This is a genomic window from Salipiger sp. H15 (genome assembly GCF_040409955.1).
Lineage (GTDB): Bacteria > Pseudomonadota > Alphaproteobacteria > Rhodobacterales > Rhodobacteraceae > Salipiger.
In genome coordinates this window covers 1-20,089 of record NZ_CP123390.1, presented here as the reverse complement: position 1 = coordinate 20,089, position 20,089 = coordinate 1, and the positions used below count along the sequence as shown (strand labels likewise).

Genomic DNA, 20,089 nt, shown 5'->3' with positions numbered 1-20,089 from the left:
GGTCTGCAAATTGGTCTGGGTTTGGCCCGGAGCGGGAGGCACGGCATGACATCAAAGCGGGGGCAGGTGGTCCTGTCGGAACTCCGCGGGCTGGTGGCTGATCTGGCCGCCGAGGTCGGCGCGCGGCTGCCGCCCGAGCGCGACCTGGCGCGCCAGCTCGGCTGCAGCCGCGAGACGCTGCGCGCCGCCCTGCAGGTTCTCGAGCGTGAAGGGGAGATCTGGCGGCATGTCGGGCAGGGCACCTTTTGTGGCCCACGTCCGCTTGGCCATCCGATCCGTGAACAGATCCTCGTGCAGGGTGCCGCACCGATGCAGCTCATGCAGGCGCGCCTGACCATCGAGCCCTCGGTGGCCGCCGAGGCGGCGCGGCTCGCTACCCCGGAGCAGGCCGCCTATCTGGCAGACCTGGCGCAGCGTGGCCGCAGGGCACGCACGCGGCCCGAGAGCGAGCAGCTCGACGCCGCCTTTCACCGCGGCATCGCGGAGGTGACCGGAAACCCGATCCTGCTGGGGCTGCTTGACTATCTTGCGGGGGTGCGGCGTCACGCGGCCTGGCAGCGCGAGTGGGAACTGACCTATCGCAGGCTCGGCGTTACCGAGTTCACCGAGCGCCACAGCGCCCAGCACGAGGCCATTGCGGCGGCGATCTCGGGGCGTGACCCGGACCGCGCGGCGGCAGCGATGCGGCTGCATCTCGAGACCATCTCTGACGCGATGCGTGGGGCCGGGCTGCCGGGTCTCGGAGCGCGGGTCTGGGCGTGAACGTCCCAAGTAGGCAGGAACTTTGATGGAACGCTGGCGCCTTGGAGTGGCGCGCTTAGGGTCAAAAAGGCATCAGGTATCGGTCGCAGTCAGCCCGAACTCGGCAGGCGCGAGGGCGATGTCGGCGACCGAATAGCGCGCGAGCGCCGCGAGGAAGGCGTGGCGCGCTTCCTCAAGGGGGGAGATCAACCGGCAGCGCCGTGTGATCGTGCAGGCGTTGCCCGGGCGCATGCATTCCGCCAAGGCGAAGTCGGTCTCCATATGCTCGACCAGGGCGCTCACGGGGATGTCGCCCGCGTCCCGTGCCAGCGTCAGTCCGCCTGAACGGCCCCGCTGCGCGCTGAGAAACCCCCCCTGTGTCAGCGCATTGACCACTTTCATGACCGTACTGCGCGGCAGGTGATAGTGGGCGACGATCTGGTCGATCGTGATGCGCTGGCCGCCGGTCGAAGCGGCGTGGATCATGATCCGCAGCGCAATGTCGGTGCTGTCGTTGAGCCGCATGTTCCGGTCCTTTCCGTCGCGCCAGCAGTATGCACCGGTCCGCTCAGGCCGGGACGCAATGACGCAGGCCTTTAAGATACCAATGGGTGGAATGTTTTTGAAGGGCCTGTATAGATGCCGATAATCGGAACCTTTTAGGAGGGCATCATGTCGCGCCCGCTCAGCGAAGCAACCCTGCAGATCATCGAGTCGACCGCGCCGGTCGTGGCGCAGCATGTCGACCGGATCGTACCTGCGATGTACCGGCGCCTGCTTGCAGACGAAGAGATCCGCGCGCTCTTCAACATGTCCAATCAGGAGGGCCAGGCGCCACAGCACAAGGCCCTTGCGAATGCGCTGGTGGCCTATGCAACCCATATCCGCACGCCGAACGTATTGGCCGGAGCGGTCGAGCGGATTGCACAGAAGCACGCGGGCTTGCAGATTCTCCCGGAGCATTATCCTCATGTCGCAGATGCGCTTCTGGGAGCGATCTCGGAGGTGTTGGGAGAGGCTGCAACGCCGGAGGTCCTGAAAGCCTGGGGCGAGGCCTATTGGCAGCTCGCGACCATCCTGATCGGACGGGAAGAGGACATCTACCAGGGCACGGCAGAGGCCCCGGGCGGCTGGCGCGGCTGGCGCGCCTTCGAGATCGCGGAGAAGCGGCGCGAGGCGACGGACATCGTCTCCTTCGTTCTGCGTCCCTTGGATGGTGGCGCGGTCGTCCGGCATCTCCCCGGACAGTATCTCAGCTTCCGGTTTCCTCTTGCCGATGGCGAGGAGCAGCGGCGGAACTATTCGATCTCCTCGGCGCCGAACGGTCAGACCTATCGCATCACCGTGAAGCGCGAGCCGCACGGGCGCGTGTCGAATTGGCTTCATGAGGTCGCCGAAGTGGGCCAGCGGATCGACGTCGCGCCGCCCGCGGGTGCCTTCTTCCTCGATCCCCGTGACAAGCAGGAAGTGGTGCTGCTCTCGGGCGGTGTCGGGCTGACGCCGATGATCTCGATGCTCGAAGCCTTTGGCGGGAAAGGTCTGCGCATGGTCCATGTGCACGCGGCGCAGGATCGGGAGCGCCACGCCATGGCGGGAACGTCTGGAAGGCTCGCCGACGCGACCTTTGCGTTTTATGAGGACCTCGGCGGGCGGGAGCGCGAGGAGGGGGTCTTTGAGGGTCGCATCGATCCTGCCTGGTTGACCGAGAGCACCTCCATCGAGCAGGCCGATTATTTCATCTGCGGCCCGGTCGGTTTCATGCAGGCGATGGTGCGTGGGCTCAAGGCGGCGAATGTGCCCGATGCGCGCATCCACCATGAGGTCTTCGGACCCGCGGCGGTGACGATAGGGTGAGCCCGCTGAACGCGCACCGACACCAAATTTGAGGAGACACGGGAATGGCCACGACTTCGGATCGCATGCGGGCCTGGACTGGCCCGGCGCTGTTCAGCTACGGCTTCCGGCCGTTCTTCCTGGGGGCCGGGCTCTGGGCGGTGTTGTCGGCCTGCCTCTGGCTCGCGCTGCTCTCGGGCACGCTCGCGCTGCCGACCCGGCTCGACCCGGTGTCATGGCACGCCCATGAATTCCTCTTCGGCTATCTCGGGGCGGTGCTGGCCGGCTTCATGATGACGGCGGTGCCCAATTGGACCGGGCGGATGCCGATCGTCGGATGGCCACTGATGCTGCTCTTCACGCTATGGCTGGTGGGCAGGCTGGCCATGGGAGTCTCGGCGCTGCTGCCGGCCGGGCTCGGAGCTTCGGTGGACGTGTCCTTCCTGCTGGTCCTGGCGCTGGTGATGCTCCGCGAGATCGTGGCGGGACGGAACTGGCGCAACCTCGGTGTGGTTGCGCTGCTCTGCGTCTTTCTTAGCGGCAACGTCCTCTTCCACGTCGAGGCCGCGCGGGGCGGTTACGCGGCCGGAGGCATGGGGCTGCGGATCGGGCTTGGCGCTGCGCTGATGATGATCGCGCTTATCGGCGGTCGGATCGTGCCCTCCTTCACGCGCAACTGGTTGGCACGGCGCGGGAGCAGCGAGCTTCCAGTGCCGCCCATGCAACGCCTGGATAAGGCGGCGTTGCTTCTGCTACTGGCGGCGCTGGCGGCCTGGATCGTGCGCCCGGAGCATCTGGTAACCTCTGCGCTGCTGATTGCAGCGGGACTGCTGAATCTCGTACGTGTCGCTCGCTGGGCCGGTACGGCGACCCTTTCCGAGCCGCTAGTGTGGATCCTGCATGCCGGGTATCTCTTCGTGCCCCTCGGAGCGCTGGCGGTGGCCCTCGGAGGCGCAATGCCCGCAGTGCTTGCGCCCGCGGCGGCGCAGCATCTTTGGATGGCGGGGGCGGTCGGGGTCATGACGCTGGCGGTAATGACCCGCGCAACGCTGGGCCATACGGGGCAGCCGCTGACGGCGGGACGCGGGACCAGCGCCGTTTACGCCCTGTTGATCGCCTCCGTACTTATCCGGACGGCGGCTGGTCTGTGGCCCGGCGCGGCAGCATTTCTCCAGAGCCTATCTGGCGCTTGCTGGCTCCTCGCCTTTGCAGGCTTTGTTTGTCTCTACGGCGGGCTTCTGATCCGCCCGCGGGAGGCTCGGTGAACATGAGCTGGGCGGTCCTCGCGCTGGCCTTTGCCGCGTTCTTTCTCAGCCATTCGGTGCCGTTGCGCCCGCCTGTACGCAAATTCCTCGAGGCCCGCCTGGGCGCGCGGGGTTTTTCTCTTGCCTACTCGGCGGCCTCGCTGGCGGTGCTTGTCTGGCTGGTCGCCGCCGCGGACCGCGCACCCTTCGTGCCGCTCTGGGACTGGGCCCCGTGGCAATCCGCAGTCACGCTCTGCCTCATGGCCATGGCCTGCCTGCTGTTCACGGCCAGCGTTGCGCGGCCCAATCCGCTGTCTTTCGGCGGCAGGGGTGATGCCCGCTTCGACCCTGCGCGGCCTGGACTGTTCCGCGTCATCCGCCATCCGCTCCTCATGGTTCTGGCGCTCTGGTCATCGGCGCATCTCGTGGCAAATGGAGATCTGGCCCATGTGCTCCTTTTCGGGACGTTCTTCGTCTTCTCCCTGATGGGCGGACGCATGGTCGACCGCCGCAGGCGGCACGAGATGGGAGAGGACTGGTCCAGGTTGGTGGTTGCCATGCGCAAGGCACCGCCGTGGCGAACGGAATTGACCTGGCCGGAGATATTACTTCGGATGCTGGCCGGTGCAGGGCTTTACGTCGGCCTGATCGCACTGCACCCGCTGGTGATCGGGGTGGCGCCATTGCCATAGTGTGCACCTGCAAGGTCGAATGGACATTTCAGCTACAGCGTGCATTCACCGCCAGCTTAGTCCATCAAGGGTTGCTTCTCGGAACTTTTGCCGGTTTCATGTCCACACATTTGCGACACTGCGCAATTCATAACTTTTTCTAGATCGCATTTTCAGCACCAGCGACTTCAGTCAGGCCAACGGAGGATAGGGTCATGGCAAAGCAATTGAAGGTCGTATCCATTGAACGGGTATCCATTTACAGCGATGGCTCTCAGGCTGAGTTGCCCAGCCAGGAGGGGATATTCAGCCAAGACGGCCAGACACTCGTTCTTGAGACCCGTGCGCAGCTTGTGCCGGGGGATGACAACGATCGGATGGACCTATATCTGCAGCAGGAAGGCTCGAGCGCGTGGCAGCGGGTCACACTCGATTCACCCTCCAATGTCCCTGATGGGGGAATGCAGGATGCCGCGATCTCTGCTGATGGAAACCAAATCGCCTTCGTCGGACTTTACCAATCACCCTTGGGGGAACTGCAGAGCGCTATCTACTACAAGCATCTGCTCACTGGCGAAGAAAAGTTGATCTCGGCAAGTGCGGGCGGGGTTCAGGGAAACAATGAAAGTGGCTCGCCGATCTTCACGCCAGACGGCACCAAGATCGCCTTCAACACCGCCGCCACGAACCTGATTCCTGGGCAGTCCGTATCTGGTATTTTTCTCAAGGACATTGCCAGCGGAGCGATTCAGTTGCTGTCGTCCAACGTGGATGGCGATCCCGCTAGCGGAAGCACGCAGGAGTTGGGTTTCTCGCCGGACGGCTCGAAATTCCTCTTCATCAGTAATGCCGGAAATCTCGTCGCGGGCGTCGGCGGCGGCGTCGGACAAGTTTATGAAAAGGACCTCGTCACGGGCGAGGTGATGCTGCTCTCCACGGCGGCGAACGGCGCTGCGGGCAATGCGGATTGCCTGTCGGCAACCTACTCTCCGGACGGAACCAAGCTGCTGATCACCAGCCGTGCCACAAATTTCGCCCCGGACAGCAACGAAGACGGTCTGGACCTCTTCATCAAGGACCTGGCGACGGGCGAAATCACCCTCATCTCCACCGACAGCGTGGGGAACCAGCATGACGGGTCCTATTTCGGCGGGAGGTTTTCGCCTGATGGCACCCGGATTCTCTTCCAGTCCACTGCCGCTCTTGTCCCCGGCGATGACAACGGAACCGTGGATCTCTACGTGAAGGTCCTCGCGACCGGGCAGGTCAGCTTGGTGACGACGAATGAATTCGGCGTGGTGAGCAACGGTCCGAGCCAATTGGCAAACTTCCTCCCGGACGGGTCGGGGATCATCTTCTCGAGTTCCGGCTCCAACCTCGTTCCCGGCGACACGAATGACGGCCAGGACGTGTTCGTCGCCCGGTTCGCGGAGTTCGAGACGGGCACCCCGGTGCAATGGACCGAGGCCGAGGGGGGCAACGGGCACTGGTATGAATATGTCGAGGGCCCGCTGAGCTGGGACGAGGCGCGGGCAGAGGCGGAGACGCGCAGCCACCTCGGGCTGCCCGGCTATCTCGCGACCATCACCTCGGCCGGGGAGAACGCCTTCATCCTGTCGATCACCCCGCCCAATGTCTGGGCCGGCGGGTCCGACGCACGCAGCGAGGGGACCTGGGAATGGGCGACCGGCCCCGAGGCCGGCGAGGTCTTCTGGACGCGCGCCTCCGGGGCGCTGGGATATGCCGATTGGGGCGGCTTCGAGCCGAACAACGCGTGGTCGGAGCCTCCGGGAGTGGACTACCTGACGGTGCACTCGCTCTACGCCAGCGGCACATGGGCCGACAACGGCATCCCGCCGAACCCGAACCATGCCTTCGGCTATGTCGTCGAGTACAGCGCGCTTGATCGCCCGCCCGCCGCGATCGGCCCCGGGCGCACCGAGGCCGAGAACCTCGACATCGCGCGCGGCTTCGTCCCGGAACGCAACCCCTGGGCCTCCGAGGACGGGCTGCTGCGCGCGCAGGACGGCGGCGAGGCGGGGGCCTCGGGCCGCTTCACCGGCGCGGCGGGGCTCTACAGCGTGGTCATCGGCTATTTCGACGAGACCGACGGCGCAAGCCGCCTGCGCCTCGAGGTCAATGGCGAGACGGTCGATGCCTGGACCTGGGACGCGGATCCCGCCGGCGCCACGGTCACCGGCGCTGCCGCGATGCGGCGGGTGGTCCCCGTCGTCGCGCTCGAGGAGGGCGACGTGCTGACGCTCGCCGGATGCGCCGACGGCGGCGAGCCGCTGCGCACGGATTACATCGACATCCACCAGGCGCCGCCGGTCTCGGGCAGCTTCGTGGTCGAGGCAGAGACCTTCGAGATCATCAAGGACATGCAGATCGCCCACAATCCCCACGCCTCGGGCGGGGCCTACCTGCAGACCGGCGGCGCTCCTGATCCGCGCGCGAGCTACAGTTTCGATGGCGCGGCGGGCACGTACGACCTGACGGTCGGCTACTTCGACGAGAGCGACGGGGCGAGCCAGATGACTGTGGCGGTCAACGGCGTCGCGCTCGACAGTTGGCTCTGGGACGGCACGTTCGGAGACGCGATCGTGACCAAGGCAGGTGCGGCACGGCACACGATTCATGAGGTTGCGCTGGCACCCGGCGACGTGATCGAGATCTCCGGTCACCCAGACGGCGGCGAGCCGCTTAGGACGGATTACATCGCCTTTGACCCCGTCGATCCCGCGACCGGACCGGACGCGTTCTTGTTCATCTGAAGGTGATCTCGCGTCTGACGCCAGTGCCCGCGATATTGATGACCACTGACCTGCTCCGCGAATTTAGCCCTTCCTTGTACAGGCGCGACCGCCAAATCAGCGGACCGAGGGCGAGTCCATGGCCTTCTCGTCGGGAGGTTCGCTGTCTTCTCGCTGGTGGGCGGACGCATGGTCGGCCGTCGCAGGGGGCGTGAGATGGGCGAGGACTGGTTGTTCAGGGGAATGGTTGCGATGCGCAGGTCGCCGCCGTGGCGGACGGAGTTGAGTTGGCCGGAAATACTGCTGCGGATACTGGCCTGTGCAGGGCTCCATGTCGGCCCGATCGCGCTGGACCCGCTAGTGATCGGCGCCGCACCGCTGAACTGCATAGGAGCGGGCTTCCGAGCTGGATCCCACTCTCTCGTGCGATCTTGCTCTGAAATTCCATCGGACCTGGTCGTCGCGGGCGTCGGTTGGAGCGGGGGCTTGATGGGAGCTGTTTTTCAGAATGGGGCGCATTTCCCGCAATAAGGAAGTGCGCCCCGCGTGCTGAACGTTCCGTGAGTGGAGAAGACACGTTCAAGATTCACGATACTTTCAACCGGCTAGCCGCGCAACACATCTCGGAACATACTGGCAAAAAAGCGATAATCTGCTAGTCTTGGCACGTTGGAATATTCCGCGTGAGACTTCTCCTGACTGCGCTTCAAACACGTGCAGGTTGTGTTCTGGTGTTTTCAAGGGCCTATCGGTCCTGACTTGGAGTTGAGAGCCGTTCAATGCACTTCAGGGCCTCCAAAACAGGCGATACATCTTCGGGAGAGAGGGTCTAAGACTATCAAATTGATAAAGTCTTGGTTTTGCCACGCTCCAATGTTAGCGTCACCTCGGCTTATTCCGTGAGTGGTGTAGCCGTCTTGCATTTAAGCATGTTCTTCCTTGGCGGGTAGAACCGCCAAGGAAATTCCGCAGAACCGAAGACTGTGCCCGCTGCACATTTGGGCGTAGACTTTGAGGACCGCCGATGACGCTCCCAAGCCTCAGTGTAAACTCAGTTGCCTACCCCTGTCGTTTGGTACCTCGGCAATTGGAGACACTTGCCCGCGGGCGTTGGCTTAACCTTCCATTCAACATTTCTCCCTATGCTGAGCCGAGAGGAAGGAGCGCCATGATGAAGACCACTGTGTCCTTGAGCGACGTGATGTCCGACTACATCAGCCGGTATGGGCTTACCGAAATGGCCAGAAGGTTCTTCCTCGAGCGCGTCGAGCAAGAAGCCGTGTCCGAGGGCTGGGGCCGCGCCACAGAGAAAGACAAGACGTCGTCGAAATAGCGCGGCAGTCTGCTCGTCGGCCAAATCGCAGGGAAGCCCCGGTCGCTTTCTGGCGCGACGATTGCGCTATGCGGCGTAGGATGCGCTTGGCAGTCAGGTGGAGGAAGGAGGTTTGCCATGACAAGCAAGTGGCCACGCAGCGCCTTACCCATGGTAAAGCTTCGGGAATCGTGCAACCGTGAGCTGCATCAATTTTCCTTTTGACTGATATTTTCATGCCGAGGGAGTTTGGAATGATACGCGCATTTGCCACCACCTCGATCCTCGCGCTTTGCGCCGCGAACGCTTCATCTGCTCAGGATGTTCCGACCAACCCCCTGCGCGAAGCCTATTTTGGCAACCTTCACGTCCACACGGCCTGGTCGTTCGACGCGAACATCAACGGCGCGGTCTCCGGCCCCGACGAAGCCTACCGCTGGGCAAGGGGCGAGGCGATCCCGGGAGGCGGGGGAGGTCCCGACCTCAAGATCCTGCGGCCGCTCGACTGGTATTCCGTGGGCGATCACGCCGAATACCTCGGAGCGTTGCCGCTCATGGGCGATCCGGACAGCCCGGTCAGCAAGCATCCGCTCGCCGCGGCGATCAGCGGCGACGATGCCACCGCCTCCTTTGCCGCCTACACCGAGATCCTCGATGGCATCTCGAACCGCAGGAATGATCCGATCCTTGGCGACCCCGCGCTCCTGGCCAGCGTGTGGCAGAAGATCGTCGCCATCGCCGATCAACATTACAAGCCGGGCGAATTCACGACCTTCGCCGGGTTTGAGTGGACGTCCAACCCCGGCTGGCGCAACCTTCATCGGGTCGTGATCTTCCGCGACACCGAGAACGTGTCCGATCACGCCTTCTCGGCGATCGAGTCCGACCGGGAGGAAGACCTCTGGGCCTGGATGGACCTCCAGCGCGAGAGTGGCGCAGAGCTCTTGGCTGTCCCTCACAATGGAAATGCGAGCGATGGCCTCATGTTCCCGATCGGGACGAGCTATGGCGGCAGCGATATCGACAGCGCCTATGCCGAGACGCGGATGCGCAACGAGCCGCTGTATGAGATTACGCAGATCAAGGGAACGTCGGAAGTCTATCCGGCGATCAGCCCGAACGACGAATTCGCCAACTTCGAGCTCTGGGACTACACGCTGGCGTCGACCGCGACGCCGCCCGAGCACAAGGTCGGCGGTTACATGCGCGAGGCGCTGATCCGGGGCATGGCGCTCGAGGCCGAGGGCAAGGGCAACCCATTCAAATACGGCTTCATCGGCGATAGCGACACCCACAACGCGGCCTCGACGATCGAGGAGAACAACTACACCGGCAAGTTCGGCTTCGAGAACAATCCGGAACACCGCCTCGAAGGCCCTCCGGGCGTGAGCGAAGCCGCCGCGCAGCAGGTCCGTCAGTTCAGCTCTGGCGGCCTTGCGGGGGTCTGGGCGGAATCCAACACGCGCGAAGCGATCTTCGATGCCATGGTCCGCAAGGAGACCTTCGCCACCTCCGGCGTGCGTATGCGTGTTCGGATGTTCGGAGGCTATGATTATGCCGAGGGCATGATGGAGAGCGCCGACTGGCTGCAGGCGGCCTACGATGGCGGTGTGCCCATGGGCGGGAATCTTCCCGCGGCACCCGAGGGGGTGGCCCCGACCTTCCTCCTCGCAGCGATAAAAGAGGCTAACGGCGCAAACCTCGATCGCATCCAGGTCATCAAAGGCTGGGTCGAGAACGGCGAACAGAAGGAACAAATCTACGATGTCGCGCTTTCCGGGGGCCGCACCGATGGCAGCGAGCCCGTTGGCAACACGGTCGACGTGGCCGAGGCCAGCTACACCAACGACATTGGCGCTGCGGACCTGATGGCTGCCTGGACCGATCCCGACTTCGACCCGGCGGTGCCCGCTGTCTACTACGCCCGGGTTCTCCAGATTCCGACGCCTCGCTGGTCGACATATGATGCGAAGACACTTGGCGTCGAAGTGCCGGAGGGTCTTCCAACATCAATCCAGGAACGCGCGTGGACCTCGCCGATCTGGTACACGCCGGAATGAACCAGGCGCTGCGCCCCACCTGCATCGCGCCCGATGGGGTGCAGCGCCAAGTTGGCGAAATCCCGCGCGGACCTGACACTGCGCTGAGTGGCGGGATCGGGCTCTTTGGCGCGGCATGACGAGACGACATCAATGACCGCAGGCGCCGTTCTGAAGTCTCCACTGCTGCATTTCTTCGCCCTCGGCGCACTGATCTTTGTTGCCTACGGTCTGCTGAACGACCGCTCACCCGCGGCCGATCTGGACGTCATTGTCCTGCAATCTGCCGAGGCTGCCCAGATTGCCGACCAATTCGCGGCAACCTGGAACCGTCCCCCCACGGTGACCGAACTGGAGGGCCTGATGAACGCCTGGGCACTGGAAGAGGTACAGTACCGCGAGGCCGTCGCCCTGGGTCTGGACCAGGGCGACTCGGTGATCCGGCTGCGGCTCAGCCAGAAGATGCAGTTCATATCGGAAGCCGGTGCCGCCACACTCGCGGCGGATGAGGCGGTGCTGCAAGCCCATCTTGAAGCCCATGCCGACCGGTTCGCTGAGCCAGCGAAATTGGCGTTTGAACAGGTGCTCTTGCCGGAAGATCCCAGTGCGGCAGAATCCCTGAAGCTCGCCCTCGAAGAAGGGGCCGATCCCGCGTCTCTCAGCCGGGGCAGCCTGCTTCCGATCCGCCTGCCACTGAGTTCCGAAACCGCAGTCGACAGGCTGTTTGGTCGCGGATTTGCGGCGGCGATCGCCGAACTGGCCGGTTCCGGCTGGTCCGGTCCGGTACAGAGCGGCTACGGCCATCACCTTGTCCATGTCACCGACCGCAGCGCATCGCGCTTGCCACCCCTTTCCGAAATCAGGGCGACGGTCGAAGAGGACTGGCGGGCCACCCGGGCTCGGGAGATGCGCGAGGATTTCGGGAAGATGCTGCTCAAGCGCTACGAAGTCACGCTTCCACCCGCGAGCGAAGTTCTGGCGCGGTAGGACTGACACGCGCGGCGTTATGACGGCCTTCGGTGGCCTTCAGAGTTTCGGCGATGCTACGACCGAAGTCTGCTGCCATGAAGCAGCACGCGGGGTTCGAAAGTCGCCGATATGTGCATCTGTTTCGGGCTCGAAACGGGCTTGCGGCAGTGCAGCGAGCCCCACACATGGCGGGCAGCTGCGCCCGTCGCTGCCGGCCCCAGTCCGGACATTCACTCTTCACGCAGCGGATGTCGGAGGGCAGCCCTTTCACGACATTCAACTCGATTAGCCCAACCTGATGAAGCGGACCTTCACCCCGAGGCCTTTGGGCGACCGAAGAAGCGGACGAAGCTGTCCTTGGTCGCATTGCAGCAATGCACCTGCCGTTGGCCACTCGCTTGCAGAAAGGTGATTGAGTGCGTTGCTCCTCTCTCGGAAACTTATCCTTCGGAGACGACGTCGATCAGGATGGTCCCAGACACTTCGTCAGATTGTTCTGCCTGTCGTCTTTTCACTACAAGAAGCGCTCCGTCCCCGTCCCGGTCGCAACCTCCTCGATCAATCGTGCGGCCTCGGTGGCGACTGCCGATAGCTGAGGCGCAAAGGGGCGCATTCCCGAGACGCAGACGCACAACGTTTCCGACAGGCGACGCTCAGCCAGAGGCACAAAGCACAGCTGCTTCCGAGCGACCGCGCGATGGACGTCGAACCAAGTGAGGAAGCTGACGCAATCGCCGCGTACGGCCATCTCGCGGATCATGGCAATCGAGTTGCTGGTCGCGTGGATGTCGGCACGTCGGCGTTGCTTGAGCAGTTCAGAATAAAGCCGTGTGTGCAGCGACAGGTTCTCGTCCGGCAGGCAGATTGGGTGGTCCAGGGCCCGGGCAATCGGCACTTCCTCCTCGGCAATGGAAAGCAGCCCCGGTCTGAACACCATACCGATGCGACAGTCGCGGTCATACAGCACGCGCGTGATCTGGCTGTGATGCACGTTGAAGGCGATGACGAGGTCCAGTTTGCCGTTCTCCAGATCGCGCAACAGTTCGGCGGTGCCGCCGGTCTTGGTCACCATCCGGTCGGCCTTGTCCTGTGCCTGGGCATACAAGGACAACTCTGGCAGCAGGGTGTCAGCAAAACACTCCATGGCACCAATCCTCAGCGCGCGCTCGCGCGTCGCATCGGCCTTCGCGAGCATCGCGCGCAGGCGCATATCTTCTTCGAGCCACTTCTCGACCTGCTGCAACAGCATAGTGCCATGCTCGGTCAGCTGTACTCCCGTCACTTGCCTGGTCAGGAGCGAGACGCCGAGATCCGCTTCAAGTAAGTTCATCTGACGGCTGAGCGCAGATGATGAAATATTAAGCTTGTCGGCAGCCCGTCGGATCGAGCGCTCTCGGGCAATTTCCACGAAGGAATAGATTTCTCTCGAGAATTCAGGCATCTGCGGGTGTCTCCGGGCGGTGATCTAATTATTAGCGCGCAAAGTGCAAATTATTCCAATCCGGTCAACACCTCTCACGGAGTTACGGCTCGAGTCATTCAGACACAGGAGCTGTCATGAAAGACGACGACCTAAAACACCTGCGCGAAACCGTCCGCATCGCACAGGAAAGCCGCGAAGCCGGCAACCACCCCTTCGGCGCGACGCTGGTCGGTCCGGACGGCACGGCGCTGATCCGTCGGGGCAACAACTACAGCGACGACAGGGGCGTCGGGCACGCTGAGTTGCTTGTCGCGCAGGAGGCAAGCCGCCTCTACTCGCCGGAGTTCCTCGCGGGCTGCACGCTCTACACCTCGGTCGAGCCCTGCTGCATGTGCGCGGGTGCCTGCTACTGGGCCGGCATCGGCGCGGTGGTCTATGGCATGACCGAAAAGCGCCTCGCGGTACTGACCAGCGACAACCCAGAGAACCTGACGCTCGACCTTCCTTGCGAGGACGTGTTCCGCGCCGGCCAGCGCAAGGTCGAGACGCGCGGGCCCTACAGCGAAATCGAGGAAGAGGTCGCCGAAGGGCACCGCGGGTTCTGGCAATAACTGCTGTCCGGGTCCAACAGGGAGACTACAATGAAAAAGAACACCTCCGCCGCACATCCCGTCGACCAGGTTCTGCCCCCGATGCGGATGATCGTGCTCGCGCTTCAGCACCTGCTGGTGATGTACTCCGGTGCCATTGCGGTACCCTTCATCATCGGCGGTGCGCTCGACCTCAGCCAGGAACAGATCGCCTACCTGATCCAGGCCGACCTGATTACCTGCGGCATTGCCACGCTGATCCAGACCGTCGGATTCTGGCGCTTCGGAATCCGCTTGCCGATGATGCAGGGGCTGACATTTGCCGCCATCTCGCCGGTCATCGCCATCGCCAGCGATCCGGCGCTGCTCGAGATCGGTGGCACTGCCGGGCTTCAGGCGGTCTATGGTGCGGTGATCGTGTCCGGCCTCGTCGCCATCGCCATCGCCCCGCTCGGGCGCTACATCGTGCGCCTGTTCCCGCCCATAGTGGTTGGCTCGGTGCTCACGGTGATCGGCCTCAGTCTGCTGCCGGTTGCGATCACCTACGCCTCCGGTGGCTACGTGTCGGACGCGGGCGCGCCCAAATACGCCGGCATAGCTTTCAGCGTGCTCGCGGTAATCATCGCACTCAACGTCCTCGGCCGCGGTTTCCTGCGAAATATCGCGATCTTCGTCGGCATCCTCCTCGGCATCGGAATGGCAGCACTTATGGGCGAGGTGGATTTTGGCGGCATCGGTACCGACCGGGTGATCTCGGTGGTGACCCCGTTCCACTTCGGCGCGCCCACCTTCCACCTCGTGCCGATCCTGAGCATGGTGCTGGTGATCGCCATCACATGGGTTGAATCCGTCGGCGACGCGATGATCGTCGGCGAGATCGTGGACCGCAAGCCCGATGCTCGGAGCATCTCTGACCTCATCCGCGCCGACGGTCTGTCGACGGTCATCGGTGGTGTGATGAACTCCTTCCAGTACACGGCCTTTTCCGAGAATGTGGCCCTGGTCAGCATTACAGGCGTGCGCAGCCGATGGGTGGTCGCACTGGCGGGAGTCTTCCTGATCGCGATCGGCCTGTCGCCGGTGCTCGCCGGCTTTGCTGCCTCGATTCCTAAGGCCGTCGTCGGCGGAGCCGGCTTCATGATGTTCGGCACGCTGGTCGTGGTCGGTATCAAGACCCTGCGCCGGGTCGATTTCGACAGCGACTTCCGCAACTACATCGTCATCGGGCTGAGCGTCGGCATGGCTATGATCGCCATCGTTAAGCCGGACTTCTTCGCCTTCATGCCGGGCTGGTCGCAGGTGATCTTTACCTCACCGGTGATCATGGGTGCGCTTGCGGCTATCGTGCTCAATCTCGCGCTCCTGGGGCTCCACAAGGGACTGGAAGATAGTCGCTTCGCTCAGGCCTGACGGGATGACTGCCGGATCACCCTTCTCGAAGGTCCGCGGCTAAGGTTCTTTTGCCGACCCGTGCTCGACGCGGGTCGGTATTCTCCATAGCGCCTGGTTCTGGGGGGAGAAATCCGAAAAGTTCCGGACGCGATCCAAACATCTCAATGCGCATATGTGGACCCGCGACGGCATGGTGCAGAATATCCGCCCTGCTTTCGACCTGGCCCTCACCCTGACCCCGGTGCCCGGCTCGACTCTCGTCGAGGGCTTCGTGCTCTTCCGCTACGGCCTCACCGGCGAGGCGGGGCTGCCTGGCACCGGGCTGGGCCGCACCATCATCGACACGCTGGTCAATGTCTCGCTGCTGGACGGCAGGCATCATTGCCTCATGCTCCGTCCGCGCGAGCCCGCCGTGACTATCCCAGAGACGCCCTCGGCCTGGGCCATGGTGCAGACCTACACCCGCCTCGGCGCGCAGCACATCCTCGAACGGGTCGATCACCCGACCTTCGTCGCTGCGCTGATGCTGATCGTGCGCGGCTGGCCGATGCTACTGAAGACCGTCACCACCTTCACCGTCGCCCATTCCATCACGTTCGCGCTCGCCACCTTCGGCTACGTATTCCTGCCGCCGCCCCCGGTCGAGACCATGATCGCGCTCAGCATCCTGCTGGTCGTCGTCGAGGCCATCCACCTGCCCCGCAGCCGCCACCGTCTCGCGACCCGCTGGCCCTGGATCGTCGCCTTCGCCTTTGGCTTCTTGCACGGCTTCGGCTTCGCCGGGGCGTTGGTCGAGATCGGACTGCCGCAAGGTGACATCCCGCTGGCGCTGCTGTTCTTCAACGTCGGCGTGGAACTGGGTCAGCTTGCCTTCATCGCGGTGCTGCTGGCGTTGGTGGCCCTGCAGCGCTGCCTCGCCGCCCTGCCGCGGGCCGCCCCGGTCGCTGCCGCCTACGGCATCGGGACCATCGCGACCTACTGGGTGTTCGAGCGGTTGGACGGAATGTTTTTTTAATTGTGACAGGGCCGCTTGAACGACCCTGGTGGATTGCTCGGAGATAGCTACACGACCCCTGGGCATCTGAGTGACGTCCAATGGCCGCAAGAGCCATGGTCACTCTGCGCCGTAGCCGAACCCATCCACCAGCACGACGCGGGTGTCCGTCGTCGATTTGTGTCGGTGGTGCATGATCCGGGTCTGGTAGTCATCGCTGTTGAAGCAGGCCAGGGCCTGTTCCTTTGAGGGGAAGCGGATGTGTAGGTCATCGGCGTAGGTCATCGGCGTGGACTGGGAGCCGGAAGGTAGGCGACCCTTCCAGAGCACTTCACCGGTCTCGGTGTCATAGGCGCGCAGGTAGTAATCCTGCGTGCCCGAGTGGAACGCGAGGCCTGACTTGGTCGAGACGAGGCCCGCCATGCCCGGCATGCCGATCTGCGCCTTGAGGGGGCTCTTGCCGAGGGTGCCGAGCGGCGTGTCCTCGGAGGTGCCCGCCGGCTGCTGCCAGGCGATCTGCCCGGTCGCGAGGTCGATGGCCGAGACCATGCCCCAGGGCGGGGTGATGCAGGGCACGCCGAGCGGCGACATGAAGTTGTGCAGGTCGTGGCCGTAGGGCAGGCCGAACTGCGGCGAGCGGCCGTGCGAGTTCATCACCAGCTCGCTGGTGTCGCCGTACTCGTCGCGCGGGATCAGCCAGTTCACCGTGGGCATGCGCATGTCGACGACCATCATGCGGTTGCGCGTCTGGTCGTAGGAGACCGAGGCCCAGTTGAAGCCGCCGCCGTTGCCCGGGTTCATCAGCGTCTTGTCGGTCGACTGCGTGGTGAACTCGCCCTCGTAGCGGTAGCTCCTGAACATGATGCGGCAGAGCATCTGGTCGATCGGCGTCGCGCCCCACATCGAGGCCTCGGTCAGGTGATCCGCCGCGATGGTGGGCATCTCGACCGAATAGGGCTGGGTCTCCGAGTAGTACTCGCCCTCGATCTTGCCGTCCGAGGCGGGCACGGGTTTCTCGACGACCTTCTTCAGCGGCGTGCCGGTGCGCCGGTCGAGCACGAAGATCTGGCCGCGCTTGGTGACCTGGATGATCGCCTTGTCGGTGCCGCCCTTGCCGTCGGGGATGTCCGCGAGCGCGGGCTGCGCCGGCAGGTCGTAGTCCCAGATGTCATGGTGCACGGTGCTGAAGTGCCAGGCTTCGCGGCCGTCGTCGAGGTTGAGCGCCACCAGCGCCGCGCCATACTCGTCGTCGATGTCGCGCCGCGCGCCGCCGTAGTAGTCCGGCGTGGCGTTGCCCATGGGCAGGTAGACCATGCCCAGTTCCTCGTCGATGGCGATGCCGCTCCAGACGTTGGGCGTGCCCTTGGTGTAGCTCTCGCCTTCAGTCGGCAGGCCGGTGATCGCCGGGTTCCCGAGGTCCCAGGCCCAAGCGAGCTCGCCGGTCTGCGCGTCGAAGGCCCGCACCACACCCGAGGGCTCGCCGGTGCTGACGTTATCGGCGACCCAACCGCCGAGGATGATCTTGCCGCCGCCGATGAACGGTCCGGTTGTCTGCGCAAGGAAGCCGGGCAGCGGCGAGACCTCGGCGGCGCCGTCGAGATCGCTCTGCGGCGTCAGCTGGGTCATCCCCTCGGCAAGGTCGACCGTGCCGCCCTCGCCGAAGCTCTCGCACACCTCGCCGGTCTCGGCCTTGAGCGAGATGAGGCGCATGTCGGTCGTCGCCATGACAATGCGCGGGCCGCAGGCGTCGCCGGCGGGCGGCTCGTAATAGCCCATGGTCCGGCAGCGCTTCCAGTAGGGCGAGGCACCCTTGGGGTCGAACTGCCACTTGATCTCGCCGGTGGTGCCGTCCAGCGCGGTCACCTGCGATCCGGCGGCGCACTGGTAGAGCGTTCCGTCGACGTAGAGCGGGGTGTTCTGGTCCTGCAGGCTCTGCGACTGGTCGGCGACAAAGCCGGTGCGCGCGGTCCAGGCGATCTCGAGCTCGCCGACGTTCTCGGGGGTGATCTGCTCGGCGGTGGAGTAGCGCAGGCCCTCGCCGGTCTTGCCCCAGGAGAGCCAGCTCTCGCCGGAGGTCTCGGTCGCGGCCGAAACCTCGCCCGGCACGATCGGCAGGTCGTTCTGCACCACATCATGCGGCTGGAACATCAGCGCGACGAACCCGGCGAAGACCGCCATCATGCCCACGCCGCCAAGCCGAAGGCCGCGGGCGCAGGCGGGCTTGCCCTCGTGGCGGCGGGCCAGCGGCAGCAACAGCAGCGCCAGACCGGCCAGGAAGACCGGCGCGACAAGCCGCGGCACCAGCGGCCAGAACGAAAGGCCGGCCTCCCAGAGCGCCCAGCCGCTGGTGCCGGCGAAGAGCGCGAGGTAGACGTGAAGCCCCACGGCCCGGCCCCTGAAGAGCAGCAGGGCAGAGACCAGCATGAGCAGTCCGGCGATCCCGTAGTACCACGAGCCGCCGAGGCTGATCAGGTAGGCTCCGCCCGCGATCAGGACGAGCCCGACCACGGCGAGAAGAAATCCGAAGGCCCAGAGCAGGGCAGGCGGACGGGTGCGTCTTGCGACCTCGGTCCCAGGCGGGACACGGGCCTGAGACGCCGCGCAGGGCGTTTTCAGGTACCTGTTGTTCCGCAGATAAGTGAAGAGACCGCCTAACTGCCGTCGGTGTCCAAGGGGCCGGAGTACCTCCGGACATCCCAGGCGCCGCGCCAGTACCGGGTCAGCGCCCGCGACAGATCCCGACCGAAGTCCATGCGCGAGAAGGGATGGCCGGCAAATTTCGGATGGTCTTTGACCGCCTGCGGAATATCGACGATCTGCCAGAGGCCGCGGGTCAGCGAGAAGCTTGGGACCAGCAGATCCACTCCCTCACCCTTCGGCAACTCCAGCGCGACTTCGATCGCCCGCCCGGCCTCGTCCAGGGCCTCGGCAAATTGAAGTTTGAGATCGAGCGCCTGTTCGTCGGAAAGATTTGGTTCGAGCATCGCGTAGCCCATGGAGTCGAGCCACATCAGTGACGGGTGGTCACACACATGGCCGACGTATTGCGTCACGAACTCCGCGACGATTTCCGGGCCCGGACCGCTGGAGGTCTCGAAGTACCGGGTGACAAAGGCGATGAAGGCCCGCAGTTCCCGGATCAGAAGCGAGGAAAAGATCTGCTCCTTGCTCTCGAAGTAGATGTAGATCGTACCCTTCGCGAGCTTGGAGCGGGTCGCGACTGCTGCGACGGTGGGGAGATGGCGGGTGTCCTCGAGAAACAGCGCGAGCGCCGCTTCGAGGATCGCCTCGCGGCGGACCTGCTTGTCTTCGGCGGCCGATGCGTAGGTGACCATGCCCTTACCTCGCGTTTGCCAGAAAGCGCGTCATGGCGCGCAGGAGAAGTCCGCGAGGCAGAAGCCGTGCGGAAAAGGCGGTGACTTGGTTCATTCGGCCGGCAACCACGCTCCGCTTGCCTTTCATCAGCGCCGTTACACCGATCTCGGCCACGCGCGCCGGCGTCAGCATCGTCGCGCGCAGTAGAGCGCTCGGCGCGTGGCCCGAGGTCTCAAGGAACCCTGTGTCCATGATCCCCGGCGACAGTACGGTGACTGTGACGCCCGCGGAGGCGAGTTCATGATGCAGCGCTTCACCTAGATGCACCACGTAGGCCTTGCTCGCGGCGTAGGCGGCGTAGCTCGGACAGGGGGTATAGGCAGTGAGGCTGCCGACGAGCAAGATTGCGCCACTGCCTCTGTGCGCCATGTCCGAGCCGAACAGCCGGGAAAGCATAGTCAGGCTCTGAACGTTGACGCGCAGCATCTCTGCGGTCGCATCGACGCATTGGTAGACGAAATCCCCGTGTATGCCGAAACCTGCGTTATTCACGAGAACGTCGATCGAGATTCCCTGCAGGATCAGACGATTGTGAAGGTCCGAGGCTGCCTCCGGCGCGCTCAGGTCGCACGGCTCGACCAGAACTTCGACGCCGTGGCGCTCGCGAAGCTGCTGCGCGAGTCTCTGCAGTGCATCCCGCCGGCGGGCAGAGAGGACAAGATTGCAACCCCGCGCCGCGAGATTTTCCGCGAGATTGGCACCGAGCCCGCCGGTTGCGCCAGTCACCAGTGCCCACTGCCCCTTGATGTCCAT

General features: G+C 64.2%; 16 protein-coding genes. 11 read left to right on the top strand and 5 right to left on the bottom strand.

What is annotated here, in order from left to right; translation table 11 throughout:
• Positions 1-45: 45 nt before the first annotated feature.
• The gene (locus PVT71_RS28485; RefSeq protein WP_353476798.1) at positions 46-762 is read left to right on the top strand and encodes an FCD domain-containing protein; all 717 of its coding nucleotides are present in this window, start codon (positions 46-48) and stop codon (positions 760-762) included.
• Between the two features lie 72 nt (positions 763-834).
• On the opposite strand, the gene PVT71_RS28480 is transcribed toward PVT71_RS28485, so the two are convergent.
• Positions 835-1,266 carry an Rrf2 family transcriptional regulator gene (locus PVT71_RS28480; RefSeq protein WP_353476797.1) on the bottom strand — a complete coding sequence of 144 codons (432 nt, stop codon included), beginning with the start codon at positions 1,264-1,266 and terminating at the stop codon, positions 835-837.
• A gap of 147 nt (positions 1,267-1,413) precedes the next feature.
• Between PVT71_RS28480 and hmpA the strand changes: the two genes are divergently transcribed.
• From hmpA to PVT71_RS28445, 7 genes are all read left to right on the top strand, one after another.
• On the top strand, positions 1,414-2,595 hold the full coding sequence (gene hmpA / locus PVT71_RS28475) for an NO-inducible flavohemoprotein (protein WP_353476796.1): 1,182 nt from the start codon (positions 1,414-1,416) through the stop codon (positions 2,593-2,595).
• A gap of 44 nt (positions 2,596-2,639) precedes the next feature.
• Positions 2,640-3,839 carry an NnrS family protein gene (locus PVT71_RS28470; protein WP_353476795.1) on the top strand — a complete coding sequence of 400 codons (1,200 nt, stop codon included), beginning with the start codon at positions 2,640-2,642 and terminating at the stop codon, positions 3,837-3,839.
• Between the two features lie 2 nt (positions 3,840-3,841).
• Positions 3,842-4,510 carry an NnrU family protein gene (locus PVT71_RS28465; RefSeq protein WP_353476794.1) on the top strand — a complete coding sequence of 223 codons (669 nt, stop codon included), beginning with the start codon at positions 3,842-3,844 and terminating at the stop codon, positions 4,508-4,510.
• A 194-nt stretch (positions 4,511-4,704) separates the two neighbouring features.
• Positions 4,705-7,263 carry a hypothetical protein gene (locus PVT71_RS28460; protein WP_353476793.1) on the top strand — a complete coding sequence of 853 codons (2,559 nt, stop codon included), beginning with the start codon at positions 4,705-4,707 and terminating at the stop codon, positions 7,261-7,263.
• Between the two features lie 1,147 nt (positions 7,264-8,410).
• Positions 8,411-8,575 carry a hypothetical protein gene (locus PVT71_RS28455; RefSeq protein WP_353476792.1) on the top strand — a complete coding sequence of 55 codons (165 nt, stop codon included), beginning with the start codon at positions 8,411-8,413 and terminating at the stop codon, positions 8,573-8,575.
• A 233-nt stretch (positions 8,576-8,808) separates the two neighbouring features.
• Complete coding sequence (locus tag PVT71_RS28450) at positions 8,809-10,614, top strand: DUF3604 domain-containing protein (protein WP_353476791.1); 1,806 nt, start codon at positions 8,809-8,811, stop codon at positions 10,612-10,614.
• Positions 10,615-10,746: 132 nt separating this feature from the next.
• The gene (locus PVT71_RS28445) at positions 10,747-11,580 is read left to right on the top strand and encodes a peptidylprolyl isomerase (RefSeq protein ID WP_353476790.1); all 834 of its coding nucleotides are present in this window, start codon (positions 10,747-10,749) and stop codon (positions 11,578-11,580) included.
• A 496-nt stretch (positions 11,581-12,076) separates the two neighbouring features.
• Here the strand turns inward: PVT71_RS28445 and PVT71_RS28440 are convergent, their stop codons facing one another.
• Positions 12,077-13,003: a LysR family transcriptional regulator gene (locus PVT71_RS28440; protein ID WP_353476789.1), complete on the bottom strand. Its 927-nt coding sequence runs from the start codon at positions 13,001-13,003 to the stop codon at positions 12,077-12,079.
• Between the two features lie 116 nt (positions 13,004-13,119).
• Here PVT71_RS28440 and PVT71_RS28435 point away from each other — a divergent pair, with 116 nt between their 5' ends.
• From PVT71_RS28435 to PVT71_RS28425, 3 genes are all read left to right on the top strand, one after another.
• Complete coding sequence (locus PVT71_RS28435) at positions 13,120-13,596, top strand: nucleoside deaminase (protein ID WP_353476788.1); 477 nt, start codon at positions 13,120-13,122, stop codon at positions 13,594-13,596.
• Between the two features lie 30 nt (positions 13,597-13,626).
• Positions 13,627-14,985, top strand: coding sequence for a nucleobase:cation symporter-2 family protein (locus tag PVT71_RS28430; RefSeq protein ID WP_353476787.1), 1,359 nt, complete (start codon positions 13,627-13,629; stop codon positions 14,983-14,985).
• Positions 14,986-15,157: 172 nt separating this feature from the next.
• Entirely contained in the window at positions 15,158-15,982 is an 825-nt protein-coding gene (locus PVT71_RS28425) for a HupE/UreJ family protein (protein WP_353476786.1), read from the top strand.
• 99 nt (positions 15,983-16,081) lie between these two features.
• Here the strand turns inward: PVT71_RS28425 and PVT71_RS28420 are convergent, their stop codons facing one another.
• The 3 genes from PVT71_RS28420 to PVT71_RS28410 form a co-directional block, all read right to left on the bottom strand.
• A complete protein-coding gene (locus tag PVT71_RS28420) occupies positions 16,082-18,469 on the bottom strand; it encodes a membrane-bound PQQ-dependent dehydrogenase, glucose/quinate/shikimate family (protein ID WP_353476785.1) in 2,388 nt (795 codons plus the stop codon).
• 143 nt (positions 18,470-18,612) lie between these two features.
• Entirely contained in the window at positions 18,613-19,296 is a 684-nt protein-coding gene (locus tag PVT71_RS28415; protein ID WP_353476784.1) for a TetR/AcrR family transcriptional regulator, read from the bottom strand.
• Positions 19,297-19,300: 4 nt separating this feature from the next.
• Entirely contained in the window at positions 19,301-20,089 is a 789-nt protein-coding gene (locus PVT71_RS28410) for an SDR family oxidoreductase (protein WP_353476783.1), read from the bottom strand.

Excerpts from the sequence above, each read along its gene's own strand:
- PVT71_RS28485 (WP_353476798.1), top strand. The coding sequence starts at position 46 with ATGACATCAAAGCGGGGGCAGGTGGTCCTGTCGGAACTCCGCGGGCTG.
- PVT71_RS28480 (WP_353476797.1), bottom strand. The coding sequence starts at position 1,266 with ATGCGGCTCAACGACAGCACCGACATTGCGCTGCGGATCATGATCCAC.
- hmpA (WP_353476796.1), top strand. The coding sequence starts at position 1,414 with ATGTCGCGCCCGCTCAGCGAAGCAACCCTGCAGATCATCGAGTCGACC.
- PVT71_RS28470 (WP_353476795.1), top strand. The coding sequence starts at position 2,640 with ATGGCCACGACTTCGGATCGCATGCGGGCCTGGACTGGCCCGGCGCTG.
- PVT71_RS28465 (WP_353476794.1), top strand. The coding sequence starts at position 3,842 with ATGAGCTGGGCGGTCCTCGCGCTGGCCTTTGCCGCGTTCTTTCTCAGC.
- PVT71_RS28460 (WP_353476793.1), top strand. The coding sequence starts at position 4,705 with ATGGCAAAGCAATTGAAGGTCGTATCCATTGAACGGGTATCCATTTAC.
- PVT71_RS28455 (WP_353476792.1), top strand. The coding sequence starts at position 8,411 with ATGATGAAGACCACTGTGTCCTTGAGCGACGTGATGTCCGACTACATC.
- PVT71_RS28450 (WP_353476791.1), top strand. The coding sequence starts at position 8,809 with ATGATACGCGCATTTGCCACCACCTCGATCCTCGCGCTTTGCGCCGCG.
- PVT71_RS28445 (WP_353476790.1), top strand. The coding sequence starts at position 10,747 with ATGACCGCAGGCGCCGTTCTGAAGTCTCCACTGCTGCATTTCTTCGCC.
- PVT71_RS28440 (WP_353476789.1), bottom strand. The coding sequence starts at position 13,003 with ATGCCTGAATTCTCGAGAGAAATCTATTCCTTCGTGGAAATTGCCCGA.
- PVT71_RS28435 (WP_353476788.1), top strand. The coding sequence starts at position 13,120 with ATGAAAGACGACGACCTAAAACACCTGCGCGAAACCGTCCGCATCGCA.
- PVT71_RS28430 (WP_353476787.1), top strand. The coding sequence starts at position 13,627 with ATGAAAAAGAACACCTCCGCCGCACATCCCGTCGACCAGGTTCTGCCC.
- PVT71_RS28425 (WP_353476786.1), top strand. The coding sequence starts at position 15,158 with ATGGTGCAGAATATCCGCCCTGCTTTCGACCTGGCCCTCACCCTGACC.
- PVT71_RS28415 (WP_353476784.1), bottom strand. The coding sequence starts at position 19,296 with ATGGTCACCTACGCATCGGCCGCCGAAGACAAGCAGGTCCGCCGCGAG.
- PVT71_RS28410 (WP_353476783.1), bottom strand. The coding sequence starts at position 20,089 with ATGGACATCAAGGGGCAGTGGGCACTGGTGACTGGCGCAACCGGCGGG.